Annotated in this window: 24 protein-coding genes; 11 read left to right on the top strand and 13 right to left on the bottom strand. The window is 67.3% G+C overall.

Features of this window, described 5'->3' with window-relative positions; genetic code table 11:
• Positions 1-59 precede the first annotated feature (59 nt).
• Positions 60-224, top strand: a complete 165-nt coding sequence (locus FZP69_RS22675) for a hypothetical protein (RefSeq protein WP_192918611.1) — start codon at positions 60-62, stop codon at positions 222-224.
• A 91-nt stretch (positions 225-315) separates the two neighbouring features.
• Here the strand turns inward: FZP69_RS22675 and FZP69_RS15865 are convergent, their stop codons facing one another.
• Both FZP69_RS15865 and FZP69_RS15860 read right to left on the bottom strand, forming a co-directional pair.
• Positions 316-756, bottom strand: coding sequence for a universal stress protein (locus tag FZP69_RS15865; RefSeq protein ID WP_152042358.1), 441 nt, complete (start codon positions 754-756; stop codon positions 316-318).
• An 85-nt stretch (positions 757-841) separates the two neighbouring features.
• A complete protein-coding gene (locus tag FZP69_RS15860) occupies positions 842-2158 on the bottom strand; it encodes an NAD-binding protein (RefSeq protein ID WP_152042357.1) in 1317 nt (438 codons plus the stop codon).
• A gap of 109 nt (positions 2159-2267) precedes the next feature.
• Between FZP69_RS15860 and FZP69_RS15855 the strand changes: the two genes are divergently transcribed.
• The 3 genes from FZP69_RS15855 to FZP69_RS15845 all read left to right on the top strand — a co-directional run bounded on the left by FZP69_RS15855 (position 2268) and on the right by FZP69_RS15845 (position 5770).
• Positions 2268-4184 (top strand): BCCT family transporter, encoded by a 1917-nt coding sequence (locus FZP69_RS15855; RefSeq protein WP_152042356.1) that lies wholly within the window; start codon positions 2268-2270, stop codon positions 4182-4184.
• 129 nt (positions 4185-4313) lie between these two features.
• Positions 4314-5174 (top strand): substrate-binding periplasmic protein, encoded by an 861-nt coding sequence (locus tag FZP69_RS15850; RefSeq protein ID WP_192918610.1) that lies wholly within the window; start codon positions 4314-4316, stop codon positions 5172-5174.
• A gap of 215 nt (positions 5175-5389) precedes the next feature.
• Complete coding sequence (locus FZP69_RS15845) at positions 5390-5770, top strand: Rid family detoxifying hydrolase (RefSeq protein WP_152042354.1); 381 nt, start codon at positions 5390-5392, stop codon at positions 5768-5770.
• A gap of 92 nt (positions 5771-5862) precedes the next feature.
• Here the strand turns inward: FZP69_RS15845 and FZP69_RS15840 are convergent, their stop codons facing one another.
• Both FZP69_RS15840 and FZP69_RS15835 read right to left on the bottom strand, forming a co-directional pair.
• Positions 5863-6696 (bottom strand): ZIP family metal transporter, encoded by an 834-nt coding sequence (locus tag FZP69_RS15840; protein WP_192918609.1) that lies wholly within the window; start codon positions 6694-6696, stop codon positions 5863-5865.
• A gap of 106 nt (positions 6697-6802) precedes the next feature.
• Positions 6803-7924 (bottom strand): aminotransferase class V-fold PLP-dependent enzyme, encoded by a 1122-nt coding sequence (locus tag FZP69_RS15835; RefSeq protein ID WP_152042352.1) that lies wholly within the window; start codon positions 7922-7924, stop codon positions 6803-6805.
• Positions 7925-8097: 173 nt separating this feature from the next.
• Here FZP69_RS15835 and FZP69_RS15830 point away from each other — a divergent pair, with 173 nt between their 5' ends.
• Positions 8098-9150 (top strand): M48 family metalloprotease, encoded by a 1053-nt coding sequence (locus tag FZP69_RS15830; RefSeq protein WP_152042351.1) that lies wholly within the window; start codon positions 8098-8100, stop codon positions 9148-9150.
• Complete coding sequence (locus FZP69_RS15825) at positions 9147-10307, top strand: hypothetical protein (protein WP_152042350.1); 1161 nt, start codon at positions 9147-9149, stop codon at positions 10305-10307. Before FZP69_RS15830 ends, FZP69_RS15825 begins: the two co-directional genes overlap by 4 nt.
• 425 nt (positions 10308-10732) lie before the next feature.
• Here the strand turns inward: FZP69_RS15825 and FZP69_RS15820 are convergent, their stop codons facing one another.
• Complete coding sequence (locus FZP69_RS15820) at positions 10733-12607, bottom strand: right-handed parallel beta-helix repeat-containing protein (protein WP_152042349.1); 1875 nt, start codon at positions 12605-12607, stop codon at positions 10733-10735.
• 535 nt (positions 12608-13142) lie between these two features.
• On the opposite strand from FZP69_RS15820, the gene glmM reads away from it, so the two are divergent.
• Complete coding sequence (glmM, locus tag FZP69_RS15815) at positions 13143-14465, top strand: phosphoglucosamine mutase (protein ID WP_152042348.1); 1323 nt, start codon at positions 13143-13145, stop codon at positions 14463-14465.
• Between the two features lie 399 nt (positions 14466-14864).
• Here glmM and FZP69_RS15810 read toward each other — a convergent pair whose 3' ends face one another.
• Both FZP69_RS15810 and FZP69_RS15805 read right to left on the bottom strand, forming a co-directional pair.
• A complete protein-coding gene (locus FZP69_RS15810; protein WP_152042347.1) occupies positions 14865-15269 on the bottom strand; it encodes a hypothetical protein in 405 nt (134 codons plus the stop codon).
• A gap of 300 nt (positions 15270-15569) precedes the next feature.
• Complete coding sequence (locus FZP69_RS15805; protein ID WP_152042346.1) at positions 15570-15848, bottom strand: PadR family transcriptional regulator; 279 nt, start codon at positions 15846-15848, stop codon at positions 15570-15572.
• A 300-nt stretch (positions 15849-16148) separates the two neighbouring features.
• On the opposite strand from FZP69_RS15805, the gene FZP69_RS15800 reads away from it, so the two are divergent.
• The gene (locus tag FZP69_RS15800) at positions 16149-16679 is read left to right on the top strand and encodes a DUF7344 domain-containing protein (protein WP_152042345.1); all 531 of its coding nucleotides are present in this window, start codon (positions 16149-16151) and stop codon (positions 16677-16679) included.
• Between the two features lie 132 nt (positions 16680-16811).
• Positions 16812-17285: an NUDIX hydrolase gene (locus tag FZP69_RS15795; RefSeq protein ID WP_152042344.1), complete on the top strand. Its 474-nt coding sequence runs from the start codon at positions 16812-16814 to the stop codon at positions 17283-17285.
• Positions 17286-17445: 160 nt separating this feature from the next.
• Here the strand turns inward: FZP69_RS15795 and glmU are convergent, their stop codons facing one another.
• From glmU to FZP69_RS15780, 3 genes are all read right to left on the bottom strand, one after another.
• Positions 17446-18657, bottom strand: a complete 1212-nt coding sequence (gene glmU / locus FZP69_RS15790) for a bifunctional sugar-1-phosphate nucleotidylyltransferase/acetyltransferase (protein ID WP_152042343.1) — start codon at positions 18655-18657, stop codon at positions 17446-17448.
• A 127-nt stretch (positions 18658-18784) separates the two neighbouring features.
• Complete coding sequence (locus FZP69_RS15785) at positions 18785-20233, bottom strand: carbohydrate-binding protein (protein WP_152042342.1); 1449 nt, start codon at positions 20231-20233, stop codon at positions 18785-18787.
• A gap of 337 nt (positions 20234-20570) precedes the next feature.
• A complete protein-coding gene (locus FZP69_RS15780; RefSeq protein WP_240137656.1) occupies positions 20571-20789 on the bottom strand; it encodes a harpin-binding protein in 219 nt (72 codons plus the stop codon).
• Between the two features lie 183 nt (positions 20790-20972).
• Between FZP69_RS15780 and FZP69_RS15775 the strand changes: the two genes are divergently transcribed.
• Together FZP69_RS15775 and FZP69_RS15770 are read left to right on the top strand one after the other, a co-directional pair.
• Positions 20973-21371 carry a universal stress protein gene (locus tag FZP69_RS15775; protein WP_152042341.1) on the top strand — a complete coding sequence of 133 codons (399 nt, stop codon included), beginning with the start codon at positions 20973-20975 and terminating at the stop codon, positions 21369-21371.
• Between the two features lie 60 nt (positions 21372-21431).
• The gene (locus tag FZP69_RS15770) at positions 21432-21938 is read left to right on the top strand and encodes a metallophosphoesterase (protein ID WP_152042340.1); all 507 of its coding nucleotides are present in this window, start codon (positions 21432-21434) and stop codon (positions 21936-21938) included.
• A gap of 48 nt (positions 21939-21986) precedes the next feature.
• Here FZP69_RS15770 and FZP69_RS15765 read toward each other — a convergent pair whose 3' ends face one another.
• From FZP69_RS15765 to FZP69_RS15755, 3 genes are read right to left on the bottom strand one after another with little or no spacing between them, the layout of a single operon-like run.
• Positions 21987-22625, bottom strand: a complete 639-nt coding sequence (locus FZP69_RS15765) for a hypothetical protein (RefSeq protein WP_152042339.1) — start codon at positions 22623-22625, stop codon at positions 21987-21989.
• The gene (locus tag FZP69_RS15760) at positions 22615-23055 is read right to left on the bottom strand and encodes a hypothetical protein (protein ID WP_152042338.1); all 441 of its coding nucleotides are present in this window, start codon (positions 23053-23055) and stop codon (positions 22615-22617) included. Before FZP69_RS15760 ends, FZP69_RS15765 begins: the two co-directional genes overlap by 11 nt.
• A complete protein-coding gene (locus tag FZP69_RS15755; protein WP_152042337.1) occupies positions 23052-24089 on the bottom strand; it encodes a L7Ae/L30e/S12e/Gadd45 family ribosomal protein in 1038 nt (345 codons plus the stop codon). The genes FZP69_RS15760 and FZP69_RS15755 overlap by 4 nt, the downstream gene beginning before the upstream one ends.
• Between the last annotated feature and the right edge of the window lie 84 nt (positions 24090-24173).

The following is a 24173-nucleotide window of genomic DNA, read 5'->3' as shown; positions in this document are numbered from 1 at the left end:
GCGACGCGAGGGACACACTATTGGACCCTGCCCACGTCGTCGGAATCACCCGAGAGTCCATGGTCGAGTTGATTCCAGCAGCGCTCGCGGCCCTCGCGGTTGCACTGATCGGGATCGCCCTGTTCTCCATGAGCCGTGGGAACTTCGGCGTCGCGGGCGTGAGCTTCTTCAGCGCGAGCATCGTCATCTATCTGCGAGCGAGACGGCTCCAGCGAGGCGGCTAACCGGGACGCCACGCTGGCGGTCGACCCGGTCGTCACCGCCGCGACGACCGTGTCGTGGACCGACGCCTCCAGGGGTCGGGACGGACCCGGGTTACTCGTCGAACCGCGTCCGGGTCGTGATCACCGGCACCCGGGAGGTCCGGATGACGTTGTCGGCGGTGCTCCCCAGCAGTGCCCGGAACTTCCCGCGGTAGGCGCTCCCGATCACGATGGCGTCCATCTCCTCCTCGTCGGCGTACTCGACGATGTCCTCGGCGGGCTTGCCGGTCCGGATCGCCGTGACGCAGTCGACACCGGCTTTCTCCGCCATCTCACAGAGTTCCGCCGTGACTTCCTCCGCGTACTCTTGGTACTCCTCCTTCATCTCGTCGTCGCTGGCGCTGAGATACACCGTCCGGGGGTGGCCCGGGAGGTCGATGACGTACAGCGCGTGGATGGTCGACCCGAGCGCCGCTGCGAGTTCGATGCCGTGCTGTGCTCCCTTTCGCGCCTCTTTGCTCCCGTCGAACGGAACGAGAATGGTATCGTACATCTGTTGTCGCCCGGTATCTGTTTTCCTATCAAAAGTAAATAGCTTTGGGAGCGAACGACGGATCTCGGCGCGGCACACCGCCCCGCTACGTCGACGGACCGGGGTCGACCGCGTCGTCGTCCGTGGTGTCGGCCGCGTCGTCGTCCGTGGTGTCGGCCGTGTCCGGGTCCGTGGTGTCGGCCGCGTCCGGGTCCGACAGCAGTGGGTCGGCCTCGCCGAGGACCGATCGGCCGAGCAACTGCCCGCCGATGACCGCCGGGCTGATCACCGCGTCGGCACCCACCCCCTCGAGTTTGTCGACGTGTCGCTGGTCGGTCGCCGCCGCGACGATCCGGACGTCGGGGTTCGCCTGCCGGGCGGCGATGATCGCCAGGGTGTTCCGTGCGTCGTCGTCGGTGGCCGCGACGACCCCACGTGCGACGTCCACTCGCGCGTCCAGCAGTGCCTCCGTGTCGGTGGGGTCGTCGGTGAGCACGCTGACGTCGCGGTCGCGGAGCGCCGAGGCCGCCTCCGTGTCGAGCGTGACCACCACGACGTCTTCGGCGTCGAGTTCGTCGAGGAGCGGTTCGGTGAGGTCGCCGGAGCCGAGGACGACGACGTGGTCCTCGAGCAGCGTGAGTTCAGATGCGGTCATGGTACCGAATGCGGCCGTGAGCCTGGTTTCGAGCGCCGGGACGATGAACGATCCGAACGCGGCGCCGAACGCCGCCGTCCCGACGAGGAGCACCGAGAGCGTGAACAGCTTCGCGTCCGCCGTCGTGGGTGTCGCGTCGCCGTAGCCGACGGTGGTCCCGGTGACCACGACGTAGTAGACGGCATCCGTCCACGTCTCGATGCCCGTATACTGCTCGCGAAGGACGTACGCGCCGACGGTTCCGTACAGCTGGACGGCGACGAGCGTGGTCAGTGCGGCGGCCTGAAACGGCGAGAGTTCGACCCGCCGGTCGAACCCCCCGCGGTTGTAGACGACGAGCGGGAGCGTGATCGCCGCGCTGCCGAACAGCAGGACGTCGGTCGCCTCGGCGGTCACCAGCGGGAGCACCAGCGCCAGCGGGAGTGCCACGGCGGCTCCCCACCACGCGAGCCGGTAGCGGCGCTGCATCCCGGCCGCGACCCCGCCGAGGACGAACCCGAGGAGCACGCCCGCGAGCTGGACGAGACCGGCGGTGCCCGCCGGGACGACCGGTGCGAGCGGGCCGTCGAAAGACGCACCGCCCTGACTGAGGTGCGACAGGCCGGTGATGAACGCGAGGATGCCCACCGCGCCGGTGGCCAGCACCGTCGCCTTCGCGCCGGAGAACCGCCGCCAGTAGACCAGCGGGACGCGCTCCCCGTGGGAGAACAGCTCGCGGAGGGCGGCGTCCATCCGCGTCTCGGAGGGTTCCGACGGATCGTTCGCCACGGTGTCGGATCTACTGACGGACGGCTATAAAAGCTCCGCGGCGAACGTCGACTCCCCGTCGCGGGGTCTCGACCGACAATATATCCCTGTCGGCGTCGATACGTGTGGTATGGCGACGCACGGGTACGACGCGGTCGAGGCCGCCGTCCGCAAGACGCTCGTCCCGGTGTGTACGCTCTCGGGCGTGCTCGTCGTCACGGTGTTCTTCTTTCCGGTGTTCGTCGGCTCCGTGATTCCCGGGCGCGCCCTGCTGGTCGCCGCACTCCTCTTCTTCGGCTCCGGCCTGGCGTATCTCGCGCTCCTCCCGCTCGCGAACGACGCCGAGGCCGACGAGGGGCGGCGCAGGGACGCCCCGTATCTGCTCAGGGTGCGTCACCTCTCGCCGCTCGCGGCGCTCCGGTCGTTCGTCGGGCGGCAGGACCCGGCGACGTTCGGCGTGCCGGTCGCCGTGCTGGTGCTGTTCTTCCTCGCACAGATCGTACTCCCCACCACGACGGGACGCGCCGTGAGCACCGTCGAGAACCTGTTGCTTCAGGAGCTAGGCTGGCTGTTTCTCGGTGCGATGTTCCTCTGTGTCTGCTACTGTCTCTTCTTGCTCCTCGGGCCGTGGGGCGAGATCAGACTCGGTGGCCCGGACGCCGAACCGACGTACACCTACCCGACGTACTTCGCGATGTTCTTCACCGCGGGCATCGCCGCCGGCATCGTCTTCTGGGGGCCGGCCGAGGCGCTCTTTCACTACGGGACCCCGCCGCCGTTCTTCGACGTCGCCCCCCGATCGGACGCCGCGGTCGTGGCCGCGCTCACGTACGCGCTGTTCCACTGGGGCTTCTCGGCGTGGTGTGCCTACCTCGTCGTCGGCGTTCCCATCGCCTACTTCACCTACCAGCTCGGCGCTCCCCTCCGCGTGTCGACCATCCTGGCCCCGTTCCTCGGCGTCGACGGACTCCGGAGCCGGTGGGCGACGGTCGTCGACGTGCTGGCCATCTTCGCGACCATCGGCGGGATCGCCACCTCGATCGCCTTCGTCGCCCAGCAGTTCCTCGCCGGCATCGACTTCCAGTGGGGCGTCGCCTACGGCGACGTCGGCCCCGTCGTCTTCGTCGCCGGGCTGACGCTCATCTACGTCGTCTCCGCCGAGAGCGGCGTCCAGCGGGGGATCCGACGGATCTCGGGAGTGACGCTCGGGCTGTTCGCGCTGTTCGCGCTCTTGCTCGTCGGCGTCGGACCTCGCTCGTTCGTCGCCGACGCCGGCTCGGCCGCGCTCGGCTCGTACACCCTGAACTTCCTCCCGATGAGCCTCTTTTTCGACGGCCCGTGGGTGGCCGCGTGGACCGTCTGGAACTGGTCGTGGTGGTTCTCGTGGGCGCCCTTCGCCGGCCTCTTCCTCGCGGCGCTCTCGAAGGGCCGGCGGATCCGGACCGTCGTCTTTACGGGCGGCGTCGCCACCTCCGCCGCGACCGTCGCCTGGTTCGTCCTGCTCGGTGGCACCACCCTCTCGCTGCAGCACACGGGCCGTGCGGACGTCCTCGCCGTCGTCCAGCAGTACGGCGGCTCGGAGGCCGTCGTCGGCTTCCCCGTCCTGGCGGCGCTCCCGCTGGACCGCCTGCTCGTCTTCTTGTTCCTCGGGCTCATCGTCGTCTTCATCGTCACCTCCGCGGACACCTCGACGCTCGTCGTCGCCATCCTCGCGACCCGGCGCGAACTCGCGCCGACCAGCGGGAGCATCCTCTTCTGGGGGCTGGTGCAGGGAGGCGTCGCCGTCGGCGTGCTCCTCGTCGGCGGCGGCGAGGCGCTGCAGGCCGTCGCCGTGTTGACGGGCGGCCCGTTCGCCCTGCTCGCACTGGTCGCGCTCGCCGGGCTGACCCTGACGCTCTCGCGGCGCGTCGGCTTCGGCGGTCCCTGGCTCCCGTGGCTCGCGGCGATCCCCACCCTCCCGACCATGCCCCACGACCTCGCGCCGCCCGACGAGACGCACCCCGACCGCGCGGACGACGATCCGGACGCCTCGGTCGAAGACGACTGACGCGGCCGCCGGGGACGACCGACACAGCGGGTGACGGACTGTTGGGACGGACGACGGACTGCGACGCCGGTCGAGCGCGACTGCCACGTCGGCCGACAGACACTCGACGCTCGCGTCCCTGGCACAGCTGTGCCGTCGCTTCCATCGGTTCCGTCCGGTCCTCGGTCGACGCGACGCGCCGTACTCGCGGCCGCGGGTGGGGCGCTCTCGTCGTCGACGGGCTGTCTCGGACGACTCGGCACCGCCCCGCTCTCGGTCGGCGTCGCACCCCCGAACCGGCCGTTCGCGGTTCGGAGCCGCTGCTGTACGTGGGAGACCGCCGACGTCGCCGGACTCGACGTCGACGTCGCCAGGGCGCTCGGTGACCGCCTCGGCCGCCGCGTCGAGTTCGTCGTTCGCACCCCGGAGGCGCTCCGTGCGTCCCCGTCGGCGTGGTCGTTCGACGCGGCGATGGACGGCTTCGTCGTCCCCGTCGACCCACCTCCGGGACGACGCTACGCCGCCCCGTACCTCCGCGGCTTCCACACCGTGCTCGTCCCGGCGACCACGACCGATCCGGACGCGCTCCGCGGTGGCACCGTCGGCGTCGTGTCCGACCGCGCGGCGCGCGCCGCCGCGATGCTCCGGACGGCGTTCGACGGCGACCTGCGGATCGAACGGGTCGCCGACGGGACGGACGAGACCGCGCTGTACGAGGCGCTCGGTCGCGACGTCGCCGGCGTCGTCGCCGACCACGTGACGAACGGCCTGGTCGCCACCCGGAGCGAGTCGGTCAGGGTGCTCCAGGGTGACGGGCTCGGCCCGGAGACGGTCGACACCCCGGCGCTCTCGCTGGGCGTCGACGAGTACGGCGTCGCCGTGGCGGCCGACGACCCGCTCGGAGAGGACCTGACCGCGGCGCTCGACGCGCTCCGGTCCGACGGTCGCCTGTCGGCGTTCGAGTCGGCGTACTTCACGGACGCCGATCTCCCGCGGCGGGACGCCGTCTGACCGACCGTGGCGTCGGCTCCGGACTCGAATCCGTGGCCACCCACCGCGAGTCGTCGACACCGACGGCTCGCACGAGGACCGACGTATCGACCTTCGCGTGTCTCAGTCGAGGCCTATTTGAGCGACGGAGCTCAACGCCACGAAACCGCCGCGTTCGGCGTCGAGGTCGGCGTTCCCGACCGATTTATGAATCCGGATCGAGACGTACGTCGCGCATGAAACGAGTCATCGAGACCGACGCCGCGCCCGCCGCGGTCGGTGCGTACAGCCAGGCGACGACGAACGGGGACGTCCTCTTCACCGCGGGGCAGCTCCCGCTCACTCCCGACGGCGAACTGCTCGACGACGAGCCGGTCGCCACGCAGACCGAGCAGTGTCTCGAGAACGTCGCGGCGATCCTCGAGAGCGAGGGGCTCACCCTCGGCGACGTGCTCAAGGTGACGATCTTCCTCGACGACATCGACGACTTCGACGAGATGAACGAGACGTACGGCTCGTTCTTCGACGAGGAGCCGCCGGCACGGAGCGCCGTCGAAGTCGGAAACGTCCCGAAGGGGGCTGCGGTGGAGATCGAGGCGATCGCGGCCGTGGAGTGATCGTCGTCGGTCGCGCGACTCCCGAGAGACGGAGAGCCGCATCCGTCTCTCCTGCACCGCAGAGAGCCGGGCAGGTCAGCCAGGTGGGCGGATCACCCCAACGAGATGTCGAGATACAGCATCACGATGGCACCGGCGATGGTGCCCAGCGTGGCGACCCGTTCGTGCCCACCGGTGTGCGTCTCGGGGACGATCTCGTCCATGATGACGAACAGCATCGCACCGGCGGCGAACCCCATCGCGTAGGGGAGGAGCGTCGAGACGGCCCCCACGGCGTAGGCGCCAAGCACGGCGAGGGGGATCTCGACCACGCCGGAGCGGACCCCGGCGAACGCGGCGTATGCGCGCCGGTCGAGGCCGGCGTTGATCGCCGCCACGCTGACGGCGAGCCCCTCCGGGATGTTCTGGATGCCGATGGCGAGCATCAGCGCGATCGCGCCGCCGACGTCGCCGGAGCCGAAGCCGACGCCGACGGCGAGACCCTCGGGCATGTTGTGGAGGGTGATTGCGAGGATGAAGAGCACCACCCCCGCGACCCGTTCGTCGGGGATCGCACCCGAGAGGTCGCTGCCGGGTGCGTTGGCGTCGCGCCGCTTGCGACCGGACAGCAGGTAGTGGGCGTGCGGGACGAGCGCGTCGGAGCGGTCGAGGAAGGCGGTACCGAGCGCCATGCCGACGAGGACGGGGATCGGGTTCCCGTTCGAGTAGGTCTCGATGCCGGGGATGATGAGGCTCGTGAAACTCGCCGCGAGCATCACCCCGGCGGCGAAGCCGAGCATCGTGTCCATCGCCCGTTCGGAGGGGTTGCGCCAGACCAGCACGAGCGACGCACCCAGGAGGTTGAGCGAGGCGATGACGAGTCCGCCGACGAGCCCGTGGACGACCCTGTTCGTCCCGAAGAGGTCGACGAACTGGTCGACTACCACCACCGATCACCTGCAGCCGTCATCGGTCGTGCGAAACCTCTCGGGGTCGGTACATAAACCGTTCGACGGCGGCGGTCCTCGTGCGCTCGCCCGCGCACTGCGTTGCTCAGTCGGCCAGCCCCGCTCCCTCGACGAACCGGTCGACGTCGTCGCGCGTGTTGAACGCGTGGATCGAGGCGCGGACGCAGTCGATGCTGGGGATCACGCGCACCTTCACCCCCTGCTCGTCGAGCCGCTCGACGGTCCCCTCGGGGTCGTCGACGGCGACGGTCACCAGCCCCGAGTGGAAGTCTCGCGGGCTCAACAGCCGGCCATCGGCGAGCCGTGACTTGAGGTAGCCGGTGAGCTCCTCGATGCGGGCGGTGCGGGCCGCGATCCCGTCGTCGCGTGCGTGTTCGATCGCCGTCACCAGTCCCGCGTACGGTGCCGGGTTGGTCGTCGCGACCTCGAGTCGCTGTGCGCCGGACTTGTACTCGTAGCCGTCGTCGTCGTACGCCGCGACGCTCCGGTAGCCGATCTGCCGGGGGGTGAGCCACTCCTCGGCACCCTCCCGGACGAAGAGAAAGCCCGCGCCCCACGGTCCGAGGAGCCACTTGTGGCCGGCGGCGGCGACGAAGTCCGCGCCCCACTCGGCCACGTCGACCGGGCGGGCACCGACGGCCTGCACCGCGTCGACGAGGAGTCGTGCCCCGGCGTCGTGGGCGACGTCGGCGACGGCCTCGACGGGGAGCCGACAGCCGTACGCCCACTCGGTCGCCGACAGCGAGACGAGCCGCACGTCGTCGTCGACGACCGCGGCCACGTCGTCGGGGTCGAGCCGTCCGTGGTCGGTCTCGACGAGCCGCACGTCGACGCCGCGGAGGTCCGCGAGCCGACGCCAGGGCAACTCGCCCGCGCTGTGTTCGACGTCGGTCGTGACGATCGCGTCGCCGGGTTCCCACTCGCTGGCGCAGGCGATGCGGTTGATCCCGTCCGTGGTCGACTGCGTGAGCGCGATCTCCGACTCCGTCGCACCCACGAGCGCCGCCACGGCCTCGCGCGCCTCGTCGTAGGCGTCGAACGCACACTGGTACATCCCCTCGCCTGCGGGGGCGTCGTAGCCGTGACGGGCGACGAACGACTGGATGGCGTCGGCGACCGGGCGCGGGAGGGGGGCGCTCGCGCCCGTGTTCAGGTAGACGACCTCGTCGAGCGCCGGGATCGACGCGCGGAGTTCGCTCGGGTTCATTACCTCCCGTTCGGTCCCCGGGGTGTTCGGCGTTGCGTCTCCGGCAGCGACTCGTCGCCGGGTCCAGTCACCCCAACGATTTATCCGATCCGCCGGAAACACTCGATCGAGATGGTCTCCGCTCACCCTCCCTCCGAGAGTCGTTCACGTCTCCCGAGCCGGAGGTGGTCGTGATGGAGTGGGAACGAGACGACGGGCTCCGGCTCCGTGTGCTCCTCGCGCTCGCCGTCGTCGCCCTCATGCCGGTCGCGTTCGTCTACACCCTGGTCTTTCTCGTCAACACCGTGGGCCTGGACCTCCTCGCGTGGGCGACCGACCGCCCCTGGAACGGCCGCCTCGTGGTGCCGCTGTGGGCCGTCGTCCCCGTCGTCGCCGGTGGCTTCGTGATCCAGTACGCCTTCGGCGAGCGGATGGCGCTCCGGTCGGTCGGCGCGCGGCGGGTGTCGGCGGACGAGGAACCCGCGGTACACGCGACGCTCTCGCGGCTGGCCGCCCAGGTGGACGCGCCGGTGCCGTCGCTGGCCGTGAGCGAGTCGTCCGTGCCGAACGCCTTCACCGTGGGTCGGCGGCCGTCGGCGGCAACCGTCGTCGTCACGCGGGGGTTGCTCGAGACGCTCGACGAGCGCGAGCGCGAGGCGGTTCTGGCGCACGAACTCGCCCACGTGAAGAACCGCGACGTGACCGTGATGACGTTCGCGTACTTCCTGCCGACGCTGACGTACACCGTCGCCATCGCGGCCTTCTTTCTCCTCCGGGGCGTGTTCCACGCGCTCGGGAGCTTCGAGGACGTCGACGGCGACGGGGCGAAAGGCGTCGTGGCGGTCGTCGTGGTGCTCGTCGTGAGCGCGGTGCTCACGCTCGCGGTGTCGGCACTGTTCTGGGCCGGCAGCTTCCTCCTCTTCCGGCTGCTCTCGCAGTACCGCGAGTACGCCGCCGACCGGGGAGCGGCGAGCATCACGGGGGACCCGCTGGCGCTGGCGAGTGCGCTCCGGACGCTGGACGAGTCGATGAGCGCGCTCCCCGACGCGGACCTCCGCGAGCAGGACGGCGGTCTCGAGGCGCTGTACGTCGCGCCCATCGACACCTACCAGTTCGGCGGCGACCGCGAGCTGCTCTCGAGCGACATCTTCCCGTCGACCCACCCGTCGACCGCCGACCGTGTCGAACGACTCCAGGCGCTCGCCGCCGACCTCGAAACCGGCACACAGGGAGCGTCGGACGCGTGACCCGGCGCGTCTCGCGGCGGCGGCTGCTGTCGGCCGTCGCACTCGGCCTGGTCCCGCTGTCCGGATGCGGCTACCGTCCTGGCGGTGGCGACCCCCGCTGGCGGAGCGACGACCCGATCGACGGGTTCGGCGGCATCGACGCGGTCTACGCCCCCACCGACGGCGTGATCGCGCTCTCGCGGTCGTCACGGCGGTTCGACTTCGACCGCGAGCGGTGGCTCGACGGCGGCGTCGTCGCGGCGTACGATCCCACCACGGGGGCCGCCCGTGGGACGGTCACCACGGAGCCGATCCTCCGCGACTGTGCGGACGAGACGGGCGTCTACCTCGGCACCCGCGACGCGCTCGTCGCGGTCGGCCCGGACGGCACACAACGGTGGCAGACCGCGCTGGACGCGCCGCCGGCGGCCGTCGACGGCGGAGCCGGGCGCGTGGTCGTGCTCGACGAGATCGGCACGCTCCGGGCGTTCCGCGCGGATGGCCGACGTCTCTGGCAGACGTCGATCCCGGTGCCGTCCGGAGCCGACGGCGCGACCGGAGACGGTGGAGAGGCGGGGAAAGACTCCCCGACCGGGGCGTCGGAACTCGACGCCACTCTCGGCGTCTCACCCAGGGACGTCGTCGTCCAGGTCGCGACCGAGCCGCCCCGGGTCGTGGCGTTCGATCCCGACGGACGGCGACGGTGGGTGCGACGCGGCCGGTCGTTCGGTCCAGGGCGAGGGGTTCGTCCCGTCGTCGCGGACGGTCGCGTCCTCCTCACGACGACCGACGCCCTCCGATCAGTCGCCGTCGAGGACGGGACCGACCAGTGGACGACCGACAGCCCCCCACCCAGGGACGTCGTCGTCCGGGGTGACACCTGCTACACGCGGATCCGGGCGCGAGTGACCGCACGGTCGCTCGACGGTCGTCGTCGCTGGGCGTTCGACGGGGCCGACGCGCCGGGACGGGGCAGGTTCGTCGCTGGACCCGTGGCGACCGACGACGGCGTCTTCGCGGCGACCGGGGAGCACCTGTTCGCCGTGACGACCGGGGGAGCCCCGCGCTGGCGCGTCCCGATCGCCGAGAGACCACGACAGCTCGCGCTCACGGCGGAGCTGGTCGTCCGGGCGACCGACCGCCGACTCGTCGGCCACTGGCAGCGCGATCAGTTCTAGCGTCGCACCGTCGTCGCACGGCGACCGTGGTCCGTCGGCGGGACGGCTCTCCGTCGACGCCGGCGGTCGGCGGCCGTGCGACTCGCCGTCGTAGTCGTCAGTGGGACACAAAAACGTGAGTACCGTAGAACGAGGAGGGACGGGCGCGACAGCGCCGGTCTCGATCTACGCGATGGCGACGGCCGCGGCGACGAAGGACCATCTGGTCCCCGTCCGTGGCTCGTGCTGTTTCGCTTCGACCGACGACCGGTTTCGCTTGTGTTTCCAGTTCATCGCATCTGGAGAGGAGATTTACTCGGATATAAGTTTTATTTATTTCTGATACGTCCATCACGGACGTTCACGACGTTCGGTGTGTAAATAAAACTCGATTCCGTGAGAAAATGAACGATCGTGTGCACGAATCCCGGATCGTGGCGGTTCTCTCACGAAGCGTCGCGTCGGTGGCGTCGGAGGTCGTCGAAGCCGACGGCAGCGCTGTCGGCCCCGAAGCCGAGTCGCCCGGTGGTGTACGTCGTGTCGGTCGCCGAGACGGTCGCGAACTCGGTTCCGTCCGCGTCGACGGCGGTCGCGGTGATCACGCCGTCGTCGGCGACGGCGACGCTGATGCGGTTCCACTGTCCTGGACGGGGCTCACACGGCGTGCTGGCCAGCGTCCACGCCGACCCGTCGTCGTACCGCACGACCGAGAGCTCCTCGCTCGGCCCGAAGTCGACCTCGATGCCGTAGCCCGAGACGTCTGCTTTCCCGCTCGAGGCGTCGTCGACGAAGAAGAGCACCTGTGCGTACGTCCCGGCTCCCTGCCGAACGCGCGTCTCGTACGTCGTGTCGACTGACGTCTCCACGTCGGTCCGCCAGACCGCGCCGGCGCTCGACGATTCGAGGGAGCCGTCGCCGGTGATCAGACCGTTCGACGTCACGGTAAACGACCCCGTGTCGCCGCCGTACTCCGCCATCGACGCGTTGGCGTCGACGTCGATCTCCGTCACGGTGGGCGGATCGCCGTCGGACCGCGCCGACCCACCCAGTCGGCGTCTGTCGCCACGCATCAGTCGCAGCGCGGTCCCGGTCCAGGTGTCGTCCATGTCGCCGGATTCGACGACACTCCCGCCGTCGCCGACGGCGATGTCGCCGCTCGCTGCCGACCCGGTCGTCCGTTCCGTCGCCGGGATAGCCCCGATGTCCGGCGCGTCGTCTCTGTCGGTTCCGCCCACGCCAGCACCGACGAGCGGGCTGTCCGCCGCCGGTCTGAGGAAGTCCGCCGAGTCGGGGTCGGTCGACACGAACGACGGCTCCTCGATCCCGAAATCCCAGGTGTTGTGGGTCGTGTCGGCGTTCCAGAGCGCGCCGACGTCCTGCGTTCCGTTCCCGAACGACGCGCAGTTGCGGGCGTCGTGACGCTGGCCCGTGCCGCCGGTGAAGTGGAAGCCGTACGTGCCGTTGTGCCACGCGGTGCAGTGGACGAACTCGTTGCGTTCCGACGCCCCGTTGCAGTCGAACCCGCGCGTGGCGTTCTCGTACGCGAGACAGCCTTCGAGGGTGTTGCCGCCCGTCCCCCAGCCGCCGCCGAGTTTGAATCCGTTCCCGTCGCCGGTCGCGCCGGCCCCGTCGTCGCCGTTGTGGTGGGCGACACAGTCGATCAGCGTCGACGGCCGTGCGGGATCGGTGTCGAAGCAGTCGAAGCCGTCGTTGGCGTTCCGATACGCCTCACAGCGGACGAAGGTGTGGCCACCGCTCCGCCCAGCGCTGTTCGATCCGCCGACGTAGAAGCCGTCCGAGTCGCCGCTGTCGCCGCCGTGGTGGGCGACGACGTCGCGGACCGTGTGGTCGTACGACCGGCCGTAGAATACCAGCCCGTTTCCGTTCCACTCGGAGACGGTCCCGTAGTGGTGGATCTCCATCTGCTCGAACACGCAGCCCCGCGCCGCCTGGCTGTCGGTGCCGGCGCACAGGACGCCGTTCTTGCCGACGTTCCGAACCTCGATCCCGCGCCAGGTCACGTGCTGGACCCCCCACAGGTCGATGCCGTGATCGTCGTAGTTCGAGCAGTCGACCACGGGCCGTTCGTCCCCGTGCGCCTGGATCGTGATCCGATCGGTCGGGGTGCCTGCGGTCTCGTACCACACCGGCTTCGACGGCGGATACAGCACCGCCGTGTCGCGAAGTTCGACCGTGTCGCCCGGCTCGAGCGCCACGCGACCGTCCGCCTCGACGGGAGCGAAGCTCGCGAACGCGTCGTTGAGGCTCGTCCCCGAGTTCGCGTCGTCGCCGTCGGCCGGGTCCACGTAGTACGTCGTCATCCTGCCTGGTCGAGAACGCTCCCCGGGTACCGCGTGCTCCCGTGCGCGTTCGAAACACGGTGAGCGTGGCTCCGTCCGGAGACCGGATCGTCGGGGGTTCTGTGCGTGTCGCGTGCCATCTACCCGATTCTGTGACTGTCAACGATATAAAGATGCGCACTGAAAAACAGATCTGATACTGGTGGCCGTCCCGATCGGTTCGCTCGTCTCGCTCCGTCACGAACGTTCGTACACCGGCGATATGGCCACTACATTCGGCCACTATCGGAGGAATTTTGGTGTGAAATCACTCGCTCGAGCGTCCGGAACATCCCTCACAGACAGCCGAGTGTCGTTTCATCGGAACTCCAATTCTCGTTGATGATTCTATAACGCACCCCGAGACCGAATCGATCCGCGACCCGAGGATCGCGGTCGGCGAGCCGTGTGGCGGGGCCGGCGTCCACGCGACGGCCTCGCGGTGAGCTGGCCGACCTCGTCCGTTGGCCGCCACTGCATGGACTCTTGTACTCTCCTCGTCTCGGTCGACACAGACATGTTCGGAACTAGCGGCGTCCGCGGCACCGTCGGCGACGAGATCACGGCCGAGCTGGCCCTGGCGGTCGGTCGCGCCGTCGGGTCGGACGCCGAGCGCGTCCTCGTCGGGCGCGACGTCCGCGATAGCGGCGCACTGCTCGCTGACGCCGCCAGCGCCGGGCTCCGCGAGTGTGGGGCGGACGTCGTCAGAGTCGGCGTCGTCTCGACGCCCGTCCTGGCGCGACACGTCGGGTGGCTCGACGCGGACGCGGCGGTCGGCGTCACCGCCTCGCACAACCCTGCCCCCGACAACGGCCTCAAACTGTGGAGTCGCAGCGGACAGGCGTTCGACGCGGCCGCCATCGACCGGGTCGAACGCCGGATTCACGACGAGGCGTACGACCTGCAGGGGTTCGCCGACCTGGGCTCGGAGACGACGCACGACGGCGCGAGCGATCGGCAGGTCGACCACCTCGTCGAGGGGTTTCCTTCGTTCGAGGGGCTCTCGGTCGTCGTCGATCTCGGCAACGGGACGGGTCGCCCCACCGTCGACGCGCTGGTCGCGCTCGACGCCGAGGTAACCACCCTCAACGGCCAGCAAGACGGCCGGTTCCCCACCCGGAAGTCCGAACCGAACGCCGACTCGCTCGGTGGGCTGTGTCGGACTGTCGCGGCGCTGGGCGCCGACTTCGGGATCGCACACGACGGCGACTCGGACCGGATGATGGCCGTCACGGACGAGGGGACGTTCGTCTCCGGGGACGTCCTCCTGGCGCTGTTCTCGCGACAGGCGGTCACCGAAGGGGACGGGAGTCGCGTCGCGGTTCCGGTCGACACCAGCCTCCTCGTTCGCGACGTCGTACGCGAGGCGGGCGGTGCGGTGACGTACACCCGCGTCGGCGACGTCCACGTCGCAGAACAGGTCTCCGAAGCGGGCTACGTCTTCGGGGGCGAGCCCAGCGGGGCGTGGATCTGGCCGACGGAGACGCTCTGTCCGGACGCCCACTTCGCCGCCCTCCGGCTCGCGACGCTCGTCGCGGAGTCGGGGCCGCTCTCCGACCTCGCGGCCGACGTACCCGCCTACGAGACGCGGCGGGAGAACGTCGCTGTCCCGAACAAACGAGCGATCATGGATCGGGTGTCGGCCCGACTCGGCGAGACGTTCGACGACGTGTTGACCCTCGACGGGGTCCGCATCGACGACGACGACGGCTGGTTCCTCGTGCGCGCGAGCGGCACCGAACCGATCGTCCGGATCACGGCCGAGGCGCGAACCGCCGAGGCCGCCGCTCGATTGCACGAGACGGCGCGAGCCGCCGTCGACGAGGCGCGTGAGGAGTGACTCGCTCCGAAGCCCCGTCTCGCGGCTTCCGCCCCGTCCGCGAGTCACCGGCTAGACGGCGTTTTGGTCACACAACACTTATATTTGCATGTGCCGTCCTTCCACCTGTTCCGGGTCTCGTGCGCTGGTTCGCGTGCCAACGAATTGCGCTTCTTCCCGGAACACCCGCTTTCGACGCTGAGCGACGGAAATCGGCCCCTCGTGCGACGCGCGACAGTCCGTGCGAAGGCGTGACCCGTCGACGTCGACAGTCATCTCCCGAGCCGGCCGGCCGCGTCGCTGCTGGCTTCCAGTGGTACTGCGTGGCTCGCGTCCGAGACGGGCCTGGAGCCACGCCGCTCGGCGGTCGGCGTCCCACTACCACGAACCTGTGGTAGTGATAACAGTGCGGCCCGGTACTTACTGGCCGATCGCGTCCGGTTCGACGCGCAGACCGTTCACGAAGACGGCCGCGCCCTCGTCGAGTCGGAGGTCGGTGATCTCGCCCGTGAAGCGGTAGCTCCGGACACCCTCGGCGATGGCGTCCTCCGCGCTCTGTCCGGTCGTCCCGAGGACGCTCAGTGCGTCCGTGTTGCGGCCGGGGACGATCTCGTCGCTCACCGTCACTTCGTACGTGGAGGGCGTGGGCGTCGTTCCGACGACCGACAGGACGTCTCCCGAGTGGGTTCCGCCGGTGTCGCCGGCCCGGCCGCTGACCGCAGTGCCGGCTGCGCCGACCGCGACTGCACCGCTCAGCCGGAGGTAGTTCCGCCGGCTCACGTGGTTGGTACTACTGGACTGCTTCCGCGCCTGTTCGCGTGCCATACTCCGATAATGGACCATTAACGAGATAAGTGTTCCGGTAATTACAGTAGTCAGAATGCTTGATTGTACAGATCAGAAATCAGAGCCGAACAGAAATACGATGATATCGATAACTGGAGAATACGGTTTTACGCGAGATTCGAGGCCATCAAACCACGTTCTGAATCAGAAACTCAGACCTGATATTTGGTACAGTCGGTTAATTATCTGCTGATACAATCGGATGGGCGTCTACATATCGGGTATTTGCACTTTCGCCGGTGATCGGACGCGCCCGCGGTGGCTGGCGGGGCGCAGCCGTCACTCCACGAACGGGACGAACTGGTCTTCCCACTCCCGCCGTTGTCTGATCGCGGCTTTCCCCTCTTCGGATATCTGGTAGTAGTTCGTCCGGCGGTCGTGTTGCCCCTTCACGACGAGGCCCCGCTCGACGAGCGTGTCGAGGTTCGGGTAGAGGCGGCCGTGATTCACCTCTCCGACGTCCTCGCTGATCGATTCCTTGATCTGCTGTCCCGATGGCCGATCCGCACCGGCGATCACGTACAACAGGTCCCGTTGGAAGCCTGTTAACTCGAACATACTCATGTGTCCCTTTGTAATACTCTCACTGGACCCTTTTTGTTAGCCACTCGGGAATATTACTGTTTCGGACAGAACATGTCGCTCGCGAGTCGCGTGCGAACTCCGGGGCGTGGGTTGTCCGAATGAGGGCCACTCGGCGTCTGAGTCGTCGTGTCCGCACTAGAGACGGCGGTTGCGTCGGACGGTCGACGACGAACTGCCTGGATAACAAAGATTTAAAATCGTGTACGGTGTGACTAATGTCACCTGCTCGTCTCGTCTGCCGTCGACCACGGGGCGACCGAGGACTGCCCATCGATGACGACACGATCCAAAGACGAACTCTTTCAGATACTGAGCAACTCCCGGCGCCGCCACATCATCTACTATCTCTCCGAGGCGGACGAGCCGCTGAGCCTCAAGCGACTCGCGACGATGATCGCCGCCGCCGAGAGCGACATCCCGGAGTCGGAGATCACGTCCGAGGAGCGACAGCGCGTGTACATCTCGCTGTACCAGACCCACCTCCCGAAGCTCGAGGAGACGGGCGTCGTCACGTACGACGAGGACGAACGGCTGGTCTCGCTCACCGAGGGAGCGCTCGATCAGGAGATCTTCTCCGCGGACGCACGGAGCTCGTCGACGTGGCTCCGGTACTATGCCGGGCTCTCGGCGGCGAGCTGGGTGCTCGTCGCCGTCGCCTGGCTGTCGCTCCCGCCGTTCGCGCTGGTCGGATGGGGTGGCGTCGCCCTCGCCGTCACGCTGGGTCTGTCGACCGTCGTCGCTGCAGAGTATCTTCGCGCGCGCGAGGAGTCGGCGCACGCCGGATACGAGTCGCTCGTCGAGTGATACTCACCGGCCACGCCGCCCCGTTCGGACGAGTCGCTGGTGGCCACCGACGCGTGTCGTCCACCCGTAACCATTGCCTACTCTGGTGTTATCACTGGAGTAACTATCCGATGTTATCCCTATCCAGAGAGTATGGGTAGCTCACAGGTGACCGCACGAACCCACCCGACGGCACCTCCGGACCAGGCGAGCTACGTCCCGAAGGTCTGTGCGTATCTGACTCGTGACGACGCGACACAGTTGCTCGTGTTTCGGAGTTCCGAACACGACGGTCTCCAGGTGCCGAAGGGAACCGTCGAACCGAGCGAACCGCTCGACGTCGCGCTCGCTCGGGAGGTCACCGAAGAGAGCGGCCTCGCCGTCGACGGCGCTCGCCGCATCGCATCCGACGTCTGGACGCGCCGCAACGGTCCCCTCAAGAAATACGTCAGACACTTCTACCACGCGGACATCGACGAGCGCCGGGATTGCTGGAGCCACGTGGTCACGGGCCACGGGGAGGAGCGGGGACGGACGTTCGAGTACTTCTGGGTCGACCTCCCGACCGACGAGTCGTTCGCCCTGTCGCTCGACGACTACCTCGCCGTCGTCCGATCGGACGCCTGACCGCCCGTCGCCGTCGACGGCCGAACCTCACGTCGGTGGCTCTCCGGATCGTGGGAACGTCAGAAGCCCATCTATTATCACGGATGCGACCTGTTAGAAGACCCGACGAGACAGACTTCGAGACGCTCCTCGACCGGCACGTCGGCGACGGACGACCCGGCTACCGGTCGCGCGTCACGACCTCGCCCGGCCCCACCCGTGCGCCCTCCGAGAGGACGACGCCGGTGTTCAGCGACACGTTGATACCCGTCTTGGCGCCGTCGCCGACAATCACGCCGAGCTTGCGCCGGCCGGTCGAGACGCGCTCGCCCTTCACGGTGAGCGTCACGTCGGCCCCGTCGTGTCGCAGGTTCGCGACCGTCGTGCCCGCGCCGAAGTTGACGTCGCGTCCGAGGACGGAGTCGCCGACGTACGACAGGTGACCGACCGTCGCCTCCTCCATCAACACCGCGTTCTTCACCTCGACGGCGTGACCCACTTTCGCCTCCTCGCCGACGACCGTCGCGCCCCTGACGTAGGCGTTCGGGCCGACCGACGCCCCGTCTCGTATCAGCGCGGGTCCCTCGACGACGACGCCGGAGCGAACCCGTGCGCCCGCTTCGACGACGACGGGTCCCTCGAGGACCGCGTCGTCGGCCACGTCACCCTCGACGCGGGGCGAGAGCTCGCCCAGCTTCCACTCGGTCGCCTCGATGAGCTCCCAGGGGCGACCCACGTCGAGCCAGCGGTCGAACGGGACGCCCGCGACGTCGAACGCGCCGCAGGTCCGTTCGAGCACGTCCGTGAGTTCGAGTTCCCCGCGTTCGGACTCGCCGACGTCGAGCCACGCCTGTGCCTCCCCGGGGAAGTGGTACGCGCCCGTGTTGACGAGGTTCGACGGTGGCTCGGCGGGCTTCTCGATGACGCCCGTCACCCGGACTTCGCCGCGTGCGCCCTCGGTCTCTTCGTCCTCGGTGACGAGCACGCCGTACGAGGCGGGGTCGTCGACGCGGTACGAACCGACCGCGGGGCCCGACTCGTACAGCCGACGCAGCGAGGGGAGGTCGTAGAGCGCGTCGCCGTTGAGCACGACGAACGGGCCGTCGTCGAGTTCGGTCGCCGCGACGCGGACCGCGTCGGCCGTCCCGCGCTGTTCCGCCTGGACGGCGAACGTGACAGGCACATCACGGTAGCTGTCGCCGAAGAACTCCCTGACGGCGTCGGCCTCGTAGCCGACGACGATCACGAGGCGCGAGGCACCGGCGTCGACCGCCGCGTCGACCGTGTGCGCCACTAGCGGACGGTCCCCGACCGGGAGCATCGGCTTCGGGCGCGAGGCCGTCAGCGGCCGCATTCGTGTCCCCTCCCCCGCCGCGAGAACGACTGTCTGCATGGGCGGGAGACGACACGGGACGGTAATCAGTGTGTGGATGCCGACAGTCGAACCAGCGACCTGCGACCCGGTGTGGCCGTCGATGGGCGATCCACCGTGGAGACAGAGATCGGCTGTCTCGGCTTCGTTACTCGCCGAAGCCGTGCTCGCCGTAGGTGTGTTCGCCGTACTCGTACTCGTCGAGGACGATCTCCTCCTCGTTGACGAACTGGACCCAGTTGACGTTGAAGCTCCCGCGCTCGACCTCGAGCCGGAGGACCTGCTCGCCGCTGGACGACACCGCGACGTCCGTCAGCGTTACGGTCTGAAACGCCTGCCAGTCACCCGTGTCGGGAACGGTGAGACTGCCGAGTTTGGTCTCGTCGAGGTAGACGTGGAGTTTCCCCGTGCCGTAGGGCGACGAGAGCCGTGCCCTGAAGTCGTACGTTGCGGCGTCGATGTCGACCGTGTACTCGAGCCACTCGCCGTCACGGGTCCAGCCGACGTTGTAGCCGCCGCCGTCGTCGTCCGTCGACTGGAGGTCGACGCCGTCATCGCGGTAGGCGCCGCCGTGGTTCGTCTCGTCGGCGTCGTAGTAGGCGACGCCCTCGCCGCCGACGTCGTAGTTCTCGGCCTCGACGCGCTGCGTCGCGTTCCACGCGGTGCCACCGTAGGGCGACTGTGCCTCGGGCGTGGGCGTTGGCGTGGGGGTAGGAGTCGGTGTGGGCGTGGGCGTCGCCGTGGGGGTGGGCGTGGGCGTCGCCGTGGGGGTAGGTGTGGGCGTTGGCGTGGGGGTAGGAGTCGGTGTGGGCGTAGGCGTCGCCGTGGGAGTAGGAGTCGGGGTAGGTGTGGGCGTGGGCGTCGCCGTGGGGGTAGGAGTCGGGGTAGGTGTTGGCGTTGGCGTGGGGGTAGGCGTGGGCGTTTCGGCCGTGTCGAACTCGAACTCGATCCAGTTCAGCGAGAACTCCCGACCGATCGCCTCGAGACGGACCGTGGCTTTCCCCTTCGGAACGGTGACGTCGCGGATGCTCACGGTTGCCCACTCGTCCTTGCCGGTGGTGTTCGGGAGGGTCACCTCTCCGAGCGTCTCCCCGTCGAATTTCACGCGGACCTTGTTCCCGTCGCGCCACGACGCCACGCGGACGTGCACGTCGTAGACGCCGGCTTTGGCGTTGACGGTGTACTCGAGCCACTCGCCGTCCTTGACCCAGCCGATCTCGTATCCGCCGTCGCGATCGGTCGTCTCGCGGATGTCGACGTCGTCGTCGCGGTAGACGCCACCCTCGTTGCCGCTCGTCGTGTCGTGGTAGGCGACGCCCTCGCCACCGTTGTCGTACTCTTCGACCTGAATACGGCCCGGGATGCGCCGGCCGCGCGGGGCCTGTGACCCGCTCGTCTTCTTCGCACGGAACTCCCCGTCGACCGTGGTTACCGAGTGCGTCGCCGGAACGCCGCCGTACCCGAACGGGATCGCGTCGGGCGAGGTGGGGACTGCTCCCGTACATCCCGCGAGCGATGCGAGCCCGAGCCCGGATAGTTTCAGGAGCGTTCGTCGAGTCGTCTGCACGTCGGAGTCGCCTCCGTTGCCAGCCGTCATTGTGTCTGCTTTACGGCTAATTTGACCGAGTATATATCTGTGATCGACAAAATACAGATATTGATATCGATAACTGACGGCTGGATTCCTCCCGGAAGGCTCCCTACTATATAAAAAAGACATATAATAGTACTTAAATAGTGATTCTCGACGTGAGACTCAGTATCGATATCAATTAACTAATGTGATCTAATATAGAAATACCAAAAAAATTACGGTACTGCCTCATCTGAGGGAGATCAGCCGTCGCCAACGGTCGTGGGGGCTGGTCGATCCCACTACATCGAACGCCGCGAAAAGAACCGCTCCGTCGCCGCCGCGACGGGGTGGTCGTGGCTCAGAACGCCTCGTCCAGTACCACTCGGAGCGCCCGGTTACAGGCGCCCGCGTCGATCAACTGTCGGGCGGTCGCGGCCGTCGTCCCCGAGATGGCGGCCGACGCCTCCAGACCGGCCACGATCCCCGGCACTTCCGCGGCGTACCACGCCGTGGCGAGCTCCCGTTCGGCGAGCGTCCCCGGTTCTCCGTCGGGCACGTCGCCCGTCTTCGCTCTCATACTCCCCACTCGGCCGCGACGGGGTTAGTTACCACCCTCGTAACAGGTTCGTATTCCGGAATCGAGTTGTATAACGTGTCGTGAAACACGGGACGGGCGGACGTTCCGTGGCGACATCTCGACGCCTCCCACGAGGTGGTGACGACCCCCCACTCATACGTACCCCGCCACCGTCTATCCGGTATGTACCAGATCGTGATGGCGGTCGACACGAGCGAAGCGCGCGCCCGAGGCGAAGCCGACGCGGTTCTCGGGCTTCCGCGAGACCCGAGCGACGTCCACGTCACCATCCTGCACGACTTCACGAACAACCCCTCCGGCGCGTCCGTGACACAGGTGTCGGCGGTCCGGCGCGCGCGAGAGCGACTCGAGGAGGGCGGGGTCGACGTGGAGCTCGCGGAGTCCAGCGGCGACCCGGCCGAGGCCATCCTCGAGACGGCCGACGACCTGGACGCGGACATGATCGTCCTCGCGGCCCGCAAGCGAAGCCCGACCGGCAAGGTGATCTTCGGGAGCGTCACCCAGACGGTCATCCTCGGCACCGAGCGACCGGTGCTCGTCTGCAGCGAGCAGTCGGGCTGACGACGCGACGTGAGCGGTCCGGGGAGCACGACTTTACCGGCGCGGCTCGAAAGCGTCGGTATGCAGGTTGGCGTCATCTCCGACACGCACGACAACGTCGTGGCGATCGAGCGTGCCGTCGCCGTCTTCGAGCGCGAGGGAGTCGACACGCTGATCCACTGCGGCGACTTCATCGCGCCGCCGGTGCTCCCCTTTTTCGAGGGGTTCGAGGTCCACGGCGTCCTCGGCAACAACGACGGCGAACTCGACGGGCTCGAAGCCGGCTTCCGCGCGCTCGGAAACAGCAGCGAACTCCACGGGCGACTCGCAGAGCTCACGCTCGACGGCGTGCGCATCGCGGTCCTGCACGGCGAGTCGACGGACCGGGTCGAGGAACTCGCGTCCTCGGGCGAGTACGACCTCGTCTGTTACGGCCACCACCACGAGCGCGACCACCACGACGTCGACGGCTGCGTCGTGGTCAACCCCGGTGCACACTTCCCGACGGTGCCCGCAGAACACAACACCGTCGCCGTCTTCGACACCGAGAGCCGGGAGGTGACGTTTCACGACGTCGACGAGGGGTGAACTGAACCTCGCCGGTCGTCCTACACCGGGGACTGAACCGCATGGGTCTTAGAGCAGAAACACGTTCAGCACCAATAGCGAGAGAATCGCGATACTGTGGGCAACAATCACGCCGCCCTGCCCGTACTCGATTCTGAACCCACCGTCCGGTGCTTCGTCCCCTTCACCTCCGTCAGATAGCTCTTTGTTCCCGTCTGCTTCGTGTCGTTCCACCCACCCCAGTCGCCGTTTCAGGCCCTGGACGACCTCACGCTCCTCGTACTCCTCTTCGTCCCACGACTGGATCTTGGCGTTGAAACGATCCTTCATCCAGAACAACAGTAAGACCACGAATACCCCAAACACCGCGCTCCAGGGGGTTAACCCGTCTCTCTGGGCGACCCGACCGAAGTAGATGAGGATGACTGCGATTATCGTCAAATCGAAATGGCTGGTTATTGCCGCCTGCGCGTTTGTCTTACGAAGCGTTCGGTCGACTCTTTGATCGATGTACGCCTTCGTGGTTTCGTCGACTTCGTCGTACGTCCCAGCACCACCAACGCCGCTCTGTACGTAGAATTTAAAATTCTCGGTCGCGTCCTCGAACGAGAACGACGCGGTTCGGATACTCTTGACGAATACCTCGACGATAATCGCCGAGACGAACGGTGCCAGTTGGATCACCAGCGCGGGTACGTCAATCGTCAATGATGTCGACCTCTAAATGCAGACGTGGGCCTGACCGGAACTCGTTCATTTGAAGGACTTCTTTGTACTGCACCTCCGTCACGAAGTTCTCGAGGTTCATCGTCTTCTGCCGTTTATTGGGTTGCAAGCCGTAGCCCTTCGAGAATCGGTACGGACTGCGCTCGGTACCTCGGTCCAGCGAGAACTCGTGAGTCAGCGTAGCATCGTCTGCGTCTTCGTATTTGAAACATCCGTTCGCGCTGCTCAAATTGAGCCGAATCATCATCGGAAACACTCTGCGGTTCTCGATCGTCACGTCGTGTTTCAGCGCCGAATTGTACCAGGCCTCACAGTGATCCACGTTGATCTCTGCCCGGACCCCGAGTCTGGACTTCCCACCGGAGATTTTTTTCTTGCACTTCGATGTCGATTCTACGGTCCTCTGTCTCATAGTGGACGTTCCTCCATGACGCCGGCCGTTTTGCTCAGGGAAATGATGACCAGCTCCATCTTTTCGCTCGCGATTCCCGGGTCAGTGATGGTAGCCGCGGACAACCCTTTGCTTCGGTCAAGGGCTCCCCCGATCTCCCTCTTGTTGTTTATTAGGATCATCGGGACTCCCGCTTCGTCAGCCAACTCCGCGAGTCGTACCACCGAGTTCCCGGTCTTCGCCAAGAACACGAGCCTCGCTGTCCCTCGCTCCAAAGCCCTCCTAGTCCCGTGCTGACCCGTCACCACAGTCCCCGTCTCGTATGCTTCTTTCAGCATCGAGAGCGCGTCGTTCTGGAGGTGTTCGATACCTTCCTCGTCGCTCTCGTACGTCTCAATGGCCGGCAACATGGATGCGTTCGTGACGGTCTTCATCAGGGTCGCAATGTCACTCCGCTTCATGCCCTTCCTGACCTCTGTGAACTTCTCCCATGGGAGTGTGAGGAGGTCGAGGATGAATCCGCCGAACGACTCGTCAGTAAAGTCCGGATTGAGGTAGATCGACAGCGGATGCGAGTAGTACTGTTTCGAACGGAGCATCGAGGACAGTTCGGTCCACGATTCCCGCTCGATTATCTGCACGACATGCTCGAACTCATCGGTAATCGAGTTACTATACGCGATCGCGACTTCGTTCTGACCGAGTCCATATGGATCCATCTCCCAGGTGATGTCGTAGTTTTCGGCTCCAACGAGAACGAACTCAACGTCGATCTCGTCCCACTCCTCTCGAAGCTGTGCGAACTGTAGGGGGCGTGGTTCCGCAGTCGAGTCGACATCGTACACCCGCACGGACGCCTCGTCCGTGATTCGATCGTCCGAATCCGCCGCGTCGAAGAACTGGTCCCATGTCATCTCGGTGACCCAGTGGACCGATGTCCGACCATCTGCTATCCGATCGACCCCGACTGACCCGATCGTCTCGTCCGAGACTGCCAAGTGGATCACATCGGTCTCGCTCGGCAGCACGGAACTCAATACTTCACGTATCTGCATCGAGCACTAATACGATAGAGAGAAATATAAAAATATGTACATTTTGTCCGGCGGCGAGACATTCTGTACCCGAGTTCGTTCACA

Source organism: Salinigranum salinum (assembly GCF_009176545.1).
Taxonomy (GTDB): Archaea; Halobacteriota; Halobacteria; order Halobacteriales; family Haloferacaceae; genus Salinigranum; species Salinigranum salinum.
Note: the sequence above shows the minus strand (reverse complement) of the source record. Positions and strands in the feature narration are given on the sequence as shown.